This window comes from Paenibacillus sp. Paensp38 (assembly GCF_059491915.1).
Map to the genome: position 1 here is coordinate 3,533,741 of NZ_CP168516.1, position 13,376 is coordinate 3,547,116.

Consider the following 13,376-nt stretch of genomic DNA (forward strand, 5'->3'; position numbering starts at 1 on the left):
ATTAATCCCCCTTAGCTTATACCGTCACTGGCAAATGACTGCCGGCAAACCAGGCAATCAACCGTTGATTAATGTGTTCTTCGCTCAAATCTGGAAATAGTGCTGCTTCCGTTATCATGTCATACAGACGCTCCAACGGCTCACGTGGATCGGCTTTTCTTGCTTTGGCATCATTTTTCAGCAGAGCCCAGGTGTCCAGAACAAATTTACGGACATCCACATCCTGTTTTTTGAAAAACGAATGCAATTGCTCTACCTGACCCAAAAACTCATCCCCAAAGCGCTCCTTTACATTTCCGCGAAGCAGGGCAATTTCAACCTCATACATCGGACGCTGAGTTTTGGCTTCCTTCCCAATCCATGGCGTCTCCAAAATAAACGGACGTCCTTGAAGTGCTTCATGATGCACCACATTATGAATAGTCTGATAGCCAATCCAGCCTGATCCGATCGGAGTATGGCGGTCTTTATGAGCGCCAACTGGATTTTTACTGTCATTAATGTGAACAACTGCAATGCGATTCAAGCCGACAATACGGTCGAACTGCTCCAATACACCGTCCAGATCATTTACGATATCATAACCCGCATCGTGAATGTGACAGGTGTCCATACAAACCGTAAGACGCTCGTTACGCTCTACTTTATCTATAATGGAGGCAATCTCCTCAAAGCTACGCCCCATTTCCGTTCCTTTGCCTGCCATCGTTTCAAGCGCGATGTTAACATCTGTCTCCTTCACGCCGTTCAGTACCTCGTTCAAACCATCGGCAATACGCCCGATTCCATATTCCGCATCCTTATCGGTAAAAGCGCCCGGATGCAGCACAATATTTTTCACACCTATCGCGTGTGTGCGCCGAATTTCCTCCTGAAGAAAGCTGACCGCAAGCTCATAGGTATTTTCTTTGTAAGAGCCAAGGTTGATGATATACGGGGCATGCACCACGATATCTTTCATTCCCTTCTCAGCCATTAACTGCTTGCCTTCCTCCAAATACATGGACTCCATCGGCTTACGACGCGTGTTTTGCGGTGCTCCCGTGTATATCATAAAGGAGCTGGACCCGTAAGTAGACGCTTCTTTTGTAGCGCTGAGCAGACCCTTGTCCGAGAAGGACACATGAGAACCAATTTTCAGCATGACCCTGATTCATCCCCTTATCCTGTTATGCTTGTCTTATTTTAATTTAATCATTTTAACGTGATTATTGAAATCAAACAACATAGCTTTTATGGCAACTTTCTTAAATCAGGATTTTGCAAAATTCGATTCCAGTCGCTCCAAAGTGCAATATACAGACGAACCAGACCATTTCGATCAATATATTCTTCATTGAAAGTCGCTTATTGGGCTTTTGCAAAATCCTCAAATAACTCTATTAAGGGAATACGTAGATAAAGTACACATCAGAATATATGTTAGTCAAACAGGGGTAAATAAAATCATGGATTGACACTTAACCGTATAAAGGACATTCATATGAAGTTTTTTTCTCTCGAAAAGGGTTATATTCTATAACGGATGTATTTTTTGTGAATTGGAAGGAGAGCTGGCTCCATGAACATCATCGTATGTGGAGGAACTGGATTGGTGGGGAGTGCACTGGTCAAAAGCCTGCTAGACGACGGATACACCGTGAAAGTCGTTACCCGCAAGCCACTGGTAGGACACGAAGCGAGCCCCCGCTTGCAATATATGAGCTGGAACGAATTAAAACAAAAGCCTGAAGTACTGGAAGGCACAGATGCGGTCGTTAATTTAGCAGGCGAAACGCTGAATCAGCGCTGGACGGATAAGTCCAAACAAAGAATTCTTCAATCTCGACTGCTATCTGTTGCCCGGTTGGCTCAAGCATTGAATGCTCTACAAAAAAAACCGAAAGTAATCATTCAGGCTTCTGCTGTTGCCGCCTATGGTACATCCCTGACCGAAACATTCGATGAAACGAGCCCGCGCTGTTCGGGAGATTTTCTGTCTCAGGTAGTTGAGCAATGGGAAGAAGCAGCCAATGCCTACCCTTCTGAAGCCCGTTTAATTAAGTTACGCATTAGCCTTGTGCTGGACAGAAAAAAAGGGGCATTCCCACTCATGAAGATGCCTTATAGCTTCGGATTCGGCGGCAAAATAGGTAGCGGCCATCAATGGATGAGCTGGATTCATATTGAAGATATCGTTCGTCTGATCACGTACTGCATCCATACGACGGAAATCGTCGGAGCAGTGAATGCTTCATCACCACAACCCTTGACGAACGACCAGTTTGGGAGGACAGTAGCTACGGTATATCACCGTCCGCACTGGTTTCCCGTCCCCAGCATTCTCGTTTCAAAGCTAGTTGGTGAGATGAGCACGCTAGTATTGGATGGTCAGAAGGTAATACCGCGCAAAGCGCTGGAGCACGGATTTAAGTTTCACTATCCTTCACTTAAGGACGCTCTTAAAGAACTCCATTCTTCCCAAAAACAGCATTGAATTGAAAAAGAGGAAAAGAAAGAGGCTCTGAATATAACAGGCCTCTTCTTGACATATATCCATATAACCTTCATTTATGATGCATTGGAGGATTTAAAAGAGTCCAACCGGTAAGTATAAGAAACTCCAGCGATTTTAAAAGTATCTCCATCCTTCATTGTGTACTCCTTATAAGGCACCATAGGCTCTCCATTCAGAACAGTTCCATTCGTCGAGGATAAATCCTTAACAATGTGGCTATGTTCTCCTGTAACTATGCAAAGCTCAATATGAGAACGGGAAGCTCCATCCGTATGCTCTACAAACTGAACCAGTTGCGGATCTCTCCCGATGATAAAACTGCCTGCAACGAATTGGTCTGGCTGCAACCGGATGCGCTCTGTCCCTCCACTACCTGGTGGCTTGCGATCCAGGCAAGCCATCGGTGATTGCTGCACTGGTGAAATCTGCATCTCTTGATCTGCACGAAGCAGCATCGTTTCCTGCTTAGATGCAGCATTTAGAAGCTCCGTTACCCCGGAGAGAGACTTATAATAAGCCTCACTGGTATCACTGGCTTCCAATTCATTTCCCCGTTCCGCACCTTTCCACGATGGCTCGTGTAAGTCACAATTTGCTGAAGTTTTCTTACTATCTTCCGTAACTCGATTTCCCACGCTCTTAGATTCTGAGTTTGGAAAAGTCCATCTCCAGTTCTCCTGCCCTTGATCACTCGAATCGGAAGATTGCTTGTCTTGATGATGACGTCCCGCTACAAATCCGGTCAGCTTATCTACCTGATAACGATCATTTTTGCGCCGTACTGGGGAAGAAGTAGTTCCTAACCATTCCGAATCCAATACAGGTACTGAATCGCTGTACATATGAGATGAAGTTCGATTGCGCTCCCATTTCCCCGTCCAGCTTATATAAGCAACAGCGGCAAGTACCAAGGTCAGCACCACGGAAATAATCAACGGTACCGTCTCTGGATGGTCCAGATAAATATAACGCCACACGATGGCCGAAGCGAGCAGACATCCGAGAGCAATGTAGGTTTTATATTTTTGCAATCCAGACTCCACATCTTCTACTTCGTTTTCTGTTACATGCTCGGAATTCTCCTCTGGTTTCACGGACGGTTTGAGCCGATTGATCCGTTTAAGCTCCTGAATCTCCTGTAGAGTTTCCCGATGCTCTCGCGCGTATGTTCCGCCACGATCCGTATAGTTCCCCTGTGAGGTATGGGCAGATAGGATAGGATCAGCTGATGAAAAAGCTCGCTCTTCCATACTTTCTGCCTGCACGCTAACACTCTCTGTACCAGCCTTCATTCCTTGCAACAGCAGTTCCTTTAGCAAACCCAATTCAAATTCATTTCTATCACACAGATCGAGTATGCGTTGTATATTTTCTCCCTGAAAGTGGGCCACACGAGTCATTAAACGAATAACCATCTGCTTAAATTGACTGCCTGTTTGCCCTGCATACTGTACACTGCGTAAAGGAACATAGGTTAAACTGGCGGTTTCCCTTGTACCTGAACCACTTAGAAAAATATAATCCTCGTGCAAAATAAACTGGCGAATATCTAACATATATTGCGGGCTGCGATGGAGGGCATCTGCCACTTCAAAAAGAATCCGGTAGAAATCAGAAGTCGACACGCCCCCACCTTTCCATAATTGGGAAAGCATGCGTTGCCCCGAAATGTCGTAATGTAACTCAATCTGAAAATCGACTTCCTTTATTCTAAGTTCCAGCAGACCGGGAATCCGATTACCAGTCATCATTCCAGTTTGTACGGAATTTAAATCATCGGTTTTGAGCCCGTCTTCCTTGTTTAGAATCATAAATGTCCCGCCGTTCCGGGCAAAATCCCTGCTTAAACCAAACAATTCATGACCTCCTTAACAATTTCCTATCTCCGTGAGGTAGCATGATCTCCCCCAGCGGACATGTCATGGCAAGAAGTAAAGATAAGCACTGATCGCCCCCGGAATGACTGCCGTCATAAAAGGAAACCTGAGGTGTGCTTCATTTCCACTGGTCAGTGCTTTTCCACTGCGAAATAGAAAAAATCCTCCTAAATTAAAAGCTACGCGCCGCAGTCTCATGATGGTTTCCCTCTTCCATAGCAAAATCCCTATGCCAATAATACCTGCAAAAAAAATCGAATATAAAGCTGACTGCCATGCAAAAGCGGCACCTGTCCATGCTCCAATCAAGCCGAACAGCTTCACATCTCCTGCACCAACAGCTCCCATCCAGTACAAAATCAGCATGAACCCAAATCCGGTACCCAGTCCAGCAACAGCAAATAAAAAACCGTGCCACCCCCCAAATAGAGTATTGAATACCAAGCCTACCACTATGCCGGGCAATGTAAGCTTATTAGGGATTTTCATGCTACGTAAATCCGTAACTAACGCAATCGCGAGCAGAACTCCGCATACAATATACATCCACGTCAATGCGATCTTCCCCCTTTATAAAAATAGAACTAGCAGACTGCCAAATCATTTTCCATCGTAGCTATCCCTACAAGTCTATATCCATCCTATCCATCAGCTGGCTTTTCCACGGTAAACGGAACTTCTATACGTTGACCAACCTCTGTTTCAATTACAAAGCTCCATTGACCAGGTGTTGTGTTCGTTCCCACAAACCAGTTCCATTCTATAATCCCGTCCGCGTTGGCAGAGGTCCAGCCCAAGTGCTGAGCTGTGCTTTCACCCGACTTATAAAGCACAGAAAGGTTAGCAGTCGTCCCAGGCTCAACCTTGGCCTTGATTAAATTGTACACACCCTTCACAGCAGGTTCAGGCTTAACGAGCAACTGTATGGAATGCTCCGCATCCTTGTCCCCCGTCGCATTTCCTGTACCTGCTCCTTCCCCTGTGTCACCAATCCAAAGACGTTCCTCAGCTGCCGCCTGAAGCACAATGCTGCGATACAGAAAAGGAACCTTCATCGGCAGTTCATACGACAGTTCTACTCTAAAATAAGGGTCCTTAGTTCCTGTAAGAGCAGGTACATGTACGCTCGTTATATGAATACGGTCATATTCCAGAATGCTTTCCTCCATAAAAGGCTTTAGCATCGGCTTCAAAACAGGATCGAGTGCAGCTTCCGTAAATCGCCCCCGCAGTTCCTCCATCGGCTTTTGACCGCCCTGAACAGCGCTTTCTACCCAATCACCAATTGGAGGTGGCAACTGGGCAGCGAATTGGCTTGCATATTCACTCACAGATAACTTGGGCAGTTCATCCAGCGGTTCACGCACTGCATCTATTTTTGCGGACGCCGCCTCCACGGCTAGAGAAACTGGGTAGATTTTAGCCGAAACCTGTTTAACCGCTTCTGAAGCGGTGGTCTGCAACGCTGTAGATACCAGTGTCATCTGAACCATATAAATGAGAAAAATAATAAAAAACAGAAACATTGGCAACACCAATGACGCTTCTAAAACAATACTTCCTTGTTCACATTGCTTTTGTCCACAAACTTTCCGTAAACACCGATTAATAGGAAAAATGCGCTGTTTTCGTGACATAGTACACACTTCCCTTAATACTCTCGCCTTCTTTTGAGGCGGTCCCGAGCATCTTCATTACCCCAGGTAGAAACCACAGCCTCATCCCATTCTTGACCTCACCCGTTGCATACGTTTGCCGCTCAGCAGGATTGACATCTGTATTCAGACGGATCAGAGCCAGCATACGGGACATTTTTCGTTCATTATTGCTATGGAGCATCAGGAACAATCGCAAATGATCCTTGTATGTCATTCGAAATTTCAGAAAATCAGACAATGGCACGTCCCCCTTTTGTGCCAGCATAATCATGTCTTCTATCGCTTTTTCTACTCCATATAACAAAGCTGCCGCCAAAACGACCAACGGATTACCTTTTGAGCTGTTCTTAACCAATCCCTCCATTGTTCGAATGGCAAGTCTCATAGCAAAAATTTCCCCATAGGCGGATGCCAGATTACCCGTCGGATTATGGAACCCATACAGGATATACTCAACTTCCTGATTATTTACCTCTAGCTGATCTCCCAAAATCTGTGCAGCATTTCCCGCATTTCCACCCGATCCGGCCAAACTGCCAAAACGGCTGAAATCCACATGATGGAAGTAAGAAAGTGCGTATTCATTCTGGTAAAACTCGTCTCCCAGTTGAGTCAGTAAATTGGATGCCGATCCGTATAGACCATCCATACTATCCATAGAAGCTCCCGCTGCATCATAGGTGTCATAGGGCAAATCGGAGGAAACAGATGGACTGGATGTAGACTGGTTAAACGAAATACTTTCATTGTAATACCGCTCCAGATTTTGGAATTTTTCTGCATTTTGTTTACCCTTGGATAGAACCTCAATAATCCGATAGGCTTGTTTGAGCTTGTTTTTCGCCTCTTTTTCCATTTTCTTGCGTTCTTTGTCCGGGCCGCGTCGCGTATCCATCGTCCTGGCTTCACCGTCGAGTACATTGGCGGGTCCCGCCCAAGCATACGCATTTAAGTATTTATCTATCTCCTTGAGCGTAGAAGCGACTTCTTGCTTGAGCATGTCTGCATTCAAAAACGGATCTGTATAAAAGGATAACGTACGCATCATACTCGTTATTCTATTGTTAGCAGTATTTATAGAAGTCCGTTGCTTTTCAATTTCTGCTTCCCATTGCTCAAATTCCTTGTCTGGAATCAACAAATCCTCTGCTTTTTGCCGTGCGCTTCCTACCGACGGGTCTGCGTTGGAGCCTGCTCCGCTTGGAGTAGGGGCTGCTGAAACCTCATCGTAGCCTGCATTGGCCGCCCTCTGCTTATATTGGGCAATGACTTTGCGCATCTCTTCATTAATCTGTTGGGCCTCATTTAACGGTTCCTTGGCTTCCAGAAGCAACTTATCATGTTCTTCCCCAGCCTGAACCATGATCTGACGCAGGCGATCAAGCGCTGCCCTCGCTCTACGTGCATACTTTTCCATCTGCATGATTTTAACGTCGTCCACACTCTTCTTATTGTCTTCATATACATGTACGTAATGCTTATATTGAGCGGCAATATCGGCTACAACCTCAAGCGGGTCCCATATATACTGATTGGGCATATAGGTGCCCCTCTGTTTAATAATCCGCTTGCGAACCTCTTCCATATAAGCTCCTGCTTTACGCTGCTTCTCCAGCATGTCATCAAGTTTGGCCTCTCGTCTGTCGTATAGCTTTTGCAGCCGTTTCAGCAAATCTACCGTATGAGAAGCCTCTTTCATATTTTGAGAGAGCGGCTTCAGCTTTTCGAGCACTTCAAACGTAAAATCGACAGGTGCTTTATACTTCATCTCTTCACGGATCTGCTCGTTAAATATGGCATATTTACCAAGCTCCCTTTCCATTTGCAGGGAACTAGAATCCAGCTTCATATTCATAAGCGGTAGCGTTTCTGCGCGTGCCGTACGCCGCGCGCTATCATTCAGCACTTTGACCATAATTTGTTCTCCGCCGCCTTCGCCATAAGCAAACAAACCGTACTCCTGTTGTAATGTCGGATCATAAGCAGACATCACTGAACGAACCGCCGCATGGGTCAGCCGTTCGGTCTGCACATGCAGTGCAGCAATTCTCGCGTAATCAATAAATACAGCAATAAAACCGAACATGACCGCCAAAATCAGAATTAAAAAGACCGTGACAGCACCTGATTCCCCGTCCTTTGTATTGTGACCCTTACCAAACACCCGCTTCCTCCTTCCCAGTTACATTCCTATTCCTTACTTCTCACTGACCATTTTGACCATATTGCATCAATACTTTGCCTACAACTGCCGAATCTACCTTTTCACCTGATCCTCTGCCCATAAACTTCGCACCATAATAACGGACCAACTCCACCGTACGAATCCATTCCACAGGTTCGACCACGCCAGAGCTCATTTTCCCTTGCAAATCTGTCTGATCTAAAAACTGATTCAGCAAAGGTACCTTCACGATCTTATTTAACTTTGTGGTCACCTTACGGTGAATCATACTGTTCTCATATGTCATCTGCCCCTGCATGCCCGCAGGCATTTTATTTTCTGCATTGGACAGCTTTTGAGCAGGTAACGAACCTCCCCCATTGCCGCCCGGCACCTGTACATTTTCCTGATTGTTGGCTCCGGTCCAGCCAAACAGGGCTCCCAGCATAACATCATCCTTCAAGCGCCAATAGAGAGAATCCCGTTGCCCTTGCGCAAATGCTCCTGTACGTGGGTCCTTGAAGCTGTTATCCCAGCTGTAAGCGGCTCTTTCTGAAGCAGTAGAAGCGACTTGCACCAATATAGATTTTTGATATATATATAGGCAAAAAAATAACATCACAAAAATGACCAGCAGTAGAATGGGAAAGACGAGGGAAGCTTCCAAGGAGAAGCTCCCGTCCTCTTTTTGTGCCAATTTGCACAGCATTATGAATCCATAAAATCGTTACTTTTTTTATCCGCCTTTTTCAAAAGCCCTTCTACAATTTTCTTGATCTGATCCTTGAAAATAATTGCCACCGCAATCAGAATGGCAATGATCAGGATCATTTCTAACGTACCCAGACCATCCTCATCCTTGTACAATTTACGAATACTGCCCGTTACTAATGTCATCATCGTTGTATTCCTCCTACATATTCATCATCATTAAAGCCGGAGCGCCCACGAGCACAATTACCGTTAGCAAAATCAGCGCCATCGGGAATACCAGCTTAGATGAAGCCTGCTCCCCTCTTGTGCGGCTAATTGAAGTCCGCTTGCCCCATAACGTCTGGGACAACTCACGTAAAGCCATCACGAAATCGCTCCCGCCGCGCCTCATATTCAACAAAACTGTCGTCGTAAATACTGTCATTTCCTGAATACCACAACGTTTGCTCAGGTGCTCAAATGCCTGTTGAAAGGAAAAGCCGCTTTCCCATTCTGCCACCGTCTGCCTCAGTTCTCGATACAACGGATGTTCCGTATCCGCCCCTTTACGTTCCACGCAATGTAGCAATGCCCGTTGTACCGTCTCACCTGCACCTACTAAAAGCATCATTTTACTCAACAGTTCAGGCAGTTCCATTAAAATTTGCTGATCCCGCTTCTGTACTTTCCCGTGCAAATCCTTGATCAGCGCGATGGGTACCAGAAGACCAAGTCCCAATCCGAGCACCAGCCCGGTCGCATCCCCACCCAGCAAAAGCGATACTATAGCTCCACCAGCAGCCATCATATATCCGTAACCCAACATTTCTGCCAGAAAAAGCATCGTTTTTTCTCCGCTGTTGCGCATACCATACAGCTTTTGCACCGAACGCTGGAGCTTGAACATTAGCAAAGGCAGCCTATGAGTAGCACGTGAAGCATGAATCATGTGTACAAATGGGACTGAAAGTCTTTGCAGCCGCAGTCCCTCCAACTTCATATGGCGAAAATGCGCATACTTAGCACCGTGCATCTGGTTCAGCACCACCCAACCTCCCACTTGCAGAACCAGCATGACCAGACAAATCAACATCACCACACCCATCTCTCCTTACACTTCAATCTTCATAATGTGGTTGATCCACACGAGACACCCACCAAGCACCAATAAACAAAAGGTTGATAAAATCATACCTGTACCGCTGTATAAGGGCATCATGTAATCACCCGCTGTCATGGTCATAAACAATACAAACAAAAAAGGCGCCGCAAACATAACCCTCGATTCAAAACGTTTCTGCGCAATCATTACACCGATCTCCTGCTGAATTTCCAGCTTCTCACCAATGACACTTGAAGCTCGTCTTACGACTTCCACCAGATCACCTCCGGTTCGTTTGCAAGCCGCAAATACGTCCGCAAAATTCGTAATATCTTCCATCTGCGCCCGACGGGCCAAATCCTGCAAAGCGGTTTCTACAGGCTGTCCGATTTCGAGACAGGCGGTAATAATGTTAAATTCAAAAATCAGGTCGTGATCTCCATCTGGACTAAGCAATCTCAAATCCTCTATTGCCTCACGAAAACCATTCTCCACCGACCTTCCCGCTGAAAGAGAAGACGAGAGCGAATATAAAGCCTGTTTGAATTGGATGCTTAGGGCAGACCTGCGTCTTTGCAGCAAAAATTGCCTAAAATAACGAGGCATCACCCCAGCCCCGGCAGCGCACAGCAACGATAATATCCATTGGTGATAAAATAGATAACCGATCATCGCGAACAACACGCCACTAAAGAATATGCACAGACTTTTTTGTACTGTCGATAATGTATACACCGTATAATCTGGCAGAGAAGGGGCCTCACGTGATACTTGCTTGGCCGCCGTTTTTCCTGACTTCACGCTGATACGCCTCCCCTGTGCCAGTTTTCCGAATTGATCCCGGCCATTTGCAGCTTCAAAGTATGTTGCAGACCCTCGCCACAACGTTCCAGACCTCCTACGATTCGCCCCTTGCTTTCTCCTCGCTCCTGAAACCGATAAAGGGGGTTAAGCGTCACCTCACCCTTTTCAAAACCAATCACTTCGCTAATTTCCAGCACTCGTCTGGATTTGTCGCGCATCCGTGACAGATGAACAAATATATCAATAGCCGAGCTGATCTGCTGTCGTACTACTCCAAGCGGAAGCTCTGCCCCTCCCAGCACCATCGTTTCCAGCCGGCTGACCATATCGCGGATATTATTCGCATGCCCAGTTGACAAGCTCCCATCATGGCCAGTATTCATCGCTTGCAGCATATCCAATGCCTCACTTCCCCGGACCTCACCCACCACAATGCGGTTGGGCCGCATACGCAGGGAGGAACGAATCAGATCACGAATTGTGATTTCTCCCTTCCCCTCGGTGTTCGCGTTCCGTGTTTCCATGGAGACCAGATTAGGGACCGTCACAATTTGCAGCTCTGCTGAATCTTCAATGGTAATAATCCGTTCAGATGGCGGGATAAATTGGGATAATGCATTCAGAAAAGTTGTTTTACCAGAACCCGTTCCTCCGCTTATAAAAATGTTGTACTTGCTACGTACCAAGTCCTTGAGCATAGCAGCGGCTTCTGCATCCAGCGCACCCATTCGTATCAAGTCATCCATCGTCATAGGACGCTCGGGAAACTTCCGTATGGTCATCGTCGGACCCTTGAGAGCAACCGGAGGTAGCACAATATTTACGCGTGATCCATCCTTTAATCGGGCATCCACAATGGGGGAAGCCTCATTCACAATTCGATTCACCCCGGCTACAATCGTCTGGATTAAATCCTCCAGTCGCTCGCGGGATTCAAATTGATCGGATACCTGCATCACCTCACCAGCCCGCTCCACAAAGATTTCCCGGTGACTGTTGATCATAATTTCCGTAACGGTCGGGTCGTCAATCAATGGCTGGAGTACGTCCAGCCCACGGAAAGAGTTAAAAATCTTGCGGACAAGTGCGTGCTTCTCACGGGAAGTTAAGCCCACCAGCTCTACATCGTGTAAAATTCGATTTTCAATATGCCGTACCAGATCTGCATCCTTTACCGAAGACGTTACGTCCAGCCCGTTTCGGATATCTGCTCGCAATGCCTTAAATCGTCCCTCATTCATGTTCATCAGCCCCTTTTAAGACCAAACGGTGGCCGGATGTGTTACACCGTCCACATTCAGCAGCTCGCGGCATAGATGACGAATTTCCCGCTGATAAATCGGTGAACTTAGCAACAGCTCACGGTGCTGCATCTGTTTCCATGAAGGTATATAGGGTAAGGCTCCGTTTAGCTCCATGAAGTCACGAGGTAACGAGTTGATCATAGTTCCCATATAGCGGTTCACCACAAAGCTGGTTTTGCATATCATGTCTTCAAGCCCTTCAGGCCGCGTGGTTTCTAAAACATCCAGCCATAATCCGCACTTGTGCATGCTCATTAAATCGTCTGCCAGCAGCCAAATCAGCTTATGACTAGCTTCAAGCACGGCTTGAGCCCGATCACCTTTTTCAGAATCGCCATCTACGATCACTACATCATACTGTCCACTTTCGGCAACTGTTCGAATCAGCTCTTTCGCTTCATCACAAGTCATGTCCGTCAGCTCCTTGCGATTATAGACAGGCTGAAAAGTATCCGCCTGAATTTCAGGGCGACGAACACAATAGGAAGCAATGGATAACGGAGTCTCCTCACTCCCTTCTGCCTTGAGATCATAGAGCAGCCTGGACAGCCCTTCTCCTTCTGCTCCGCTAGCACTGCCTGAACCAGTGAATAATGAGCTTGAATCCACCGTCTCCAGATTCAGATAGAATACCGAATATCCCTCATTCCCCAGCTGTTTGGACATATTGAGTGCGGCCGTTGTCTTGCCCAGTCCTCCGGAAGCTGCTACCATGCCGATAATCATCCCACCTTCCCGGCTGTTTACACTTTTCCGACCATTTGACTTCTGTCTCGCCGTTTCCAAAATAAAACCGACCAGTTCAGATAAAGGCTGATATTTTAATAAAGGCTGTCCATATTCGCTCACTTGTTCTCCCTCATGCAATACCAAACAAGGAATATCAGCAGCTTCCCCGTCTGTCCATAGATTCAAAAAGGCAGTTTCACCAACCACCACATCCGGTCTTTTCATTCCGCTGGTTTCCATCATATATTGATGAAATGCCTCCGGTTGCGAAAAAGCCGTTATTCTCAGCCTTCTAGCGTACTCGCTTCCGTGAACATAATTCAGCAGCGGCTCAATATAATCCCGACCTTCTACGGCTAATACCACTTTCACTGGAATCATAATGCTCATCCCTTCCCTAACACAACAACGCAAAAAAGCACCGTTCATCCATCCGTAAGTACATACGGTTGGTGAACGGTGCTTCCGTCACGTGCAATCTATTTACTGGTAGAATAGCATAGCGCTTATATTAGAGCAAGTATTTTTTGTGCAAGTATCTTCCAAAA

General features: G+C 46.3%; 12 protein-coding genes. 1 reads left to right on the forward strand and 11 read right to left on the reverse strand.

The features are described from left to right. Positions 1–16: 16 nt before the first annotated feature. Positions 17–1,144, reverse strand: a complete 1,128-nt coding sequence (locus tag ACEN8J_RS15535; protein ID WP_495593675.1) for a deoxyribonuclease IV — start codon at positions 1,142–1,144, stop codon at positions 17–19. Positions 1,145–1,561: 417 nt separating this feature from the next. On the opposite strand from ACEN8J_RS15535, the gene ACEN8J_RS15540 reads away from it, so the two are divergent. Then, on the forward strand, positions 1,562–2,476 hold the full coding sequence (locus ACEN8J_RS15540) for a TIGR01777 family oxidoreductase (RefSeq protein WP_069012189.1): 915 nt from the start codon (positions 1,562–1,564) through the stop codon (positions 2,474–2,476). Between the two features lie 74 nt (positions 2,477–2,550). Here the strand turns inward: ACEN8J_RS15540 and ACEN8J_RS15545 are convergent, their stop codons facing one another. The 10 genes from ACEN8J_RS15545 to ACEN8J_RS15590 form a co-directional block, all read right to left on the reverse strand. Beyond that, on the reverse strand, positions 2,551–4,353 hold the full coding sequence (locus ACEN8J_RS15545; RefSeq protein WP_495593677.1) for a DUF6382 domain-containing protein: 1,803 nt from the start codon (positions 4,351–4,353) through the stop codon (positions 2,551–2,553). Between the two features lie 63 nt (positions 4,354–4,416). After that, positions 4,417–4,929: an A24 family peptidase gene (locus ACEN8J_RS15550; RefSeq protein ID WP_025722689.1), complete on the reverse strand. Its 513-nt coding sequence runs from the start codon at positions 4,927–4,929 to the stop codon at positions 4,417–4,419. 86 nt (positions 4,930–5,015) lie between these two features. Continuing rightward, positions 5,016–6,011 (reverse strand): TadE/TadG family type IV pilus assembly protein, encoded by a 996-nt coding sequence (locus tag ACEN8J_RS15555; protein WP_029516369.1) that lies wholly within the window; start codon positions 6,009–6,011, stop codon positions 5,016–5,018. Further along, positions 5,980–8,196 (reverse strand): hypothetical protein, encoded by a 2,217-nt coding sequence (locus ACEN8J_RS15560; protein ID WP_495593679.1) that lies wholly within the window; start codon positions 8,194–8,196, stop codon positions 5,980–5,982. The genes ACEN8J_RS15555 and ACEN8J_RS15560 overlap by 32 nt, the downstream gene beginning before the upstream one ends. Before the next feature lie 40 nt (positions 8,197–8,236). Next, positions 8,237–8,905: a TadE family protein gene (locus ACEN8J_RS15565; RefSeq protein ID WP_069012192.1), complete on the reverse strand. Its 669-nt coding sequence runs from the start codon at positions 8,903–8,905 to the stop codon at positions 8,237–8,239. Beyond that, the gene (locus ACEN8J_RS15570; protein ID WP_013309278.1) at positions 8,905–9,096 is read right to left on the reverse strand and encodes a Flp1 family type IVb pilin; all 192 of its coding nucleotides are present in this window, start codon (positions 9,094–9,096) and stop codon (positions 8,905–8,907) included. The genes ACEN8J_RS15565 and ACEN8J_RS15570 overlap by 1 nt, the downstream gene beginning before the upstream one ends. Before the next feature lie 13 nt (positions 9,097–9,109). Then, positions 9,110–9,994: a type II secretion system F family protein gene (locus ACEN8J_RS15575; protein ID WP_340884746.1), complete on the reverse strand. Its 885-nt coding sequence runs from the start codon at positions 9,992–9,994 to the stop codon at positions 9,110–9,112. A gap of 6 nt (positions 9,995–10,000) precedes the next feature. Then, a complete protein-coding gene (locus tag ACEN8J_RS15580) occupies positions 10,001–10,792 on the reverse strand; it encodes a type II secretion system F family protein (protein ID WP_069012193.1) in 792 nt (263 codons plus the stop codon). Next, positions 10,789–12,036 (reverse strand): TadA family conjugal transfer-associated ATPase, encoded by a 1,248-nt coding sequence (locus ACEN8J_RS15585; RefSeq protein WP_495593681.1) that lies wholly within the window; start codon positions 12,034–12,036, stop codon positions 10,789–10,791. Before ACEN8J_RS15585 ends, ACEN8J_RS15580 begins: the two co-directional genes overlap by 4 nt. Positions 12,037–12,051: 15 nt before the next feature. Next, positions 12,052–13,209, reverse strand: coding sequence for a P-loop NTPase family protein (locus tag ACEN8J_RS15590; protein ID WP_495593682.1), 1,158 nt, complete (start codon positions 13,207–13,209; stop codon positions 12,052–12,054). Positions 13,210–13,376: the final 167 nt, after the last annotated feature.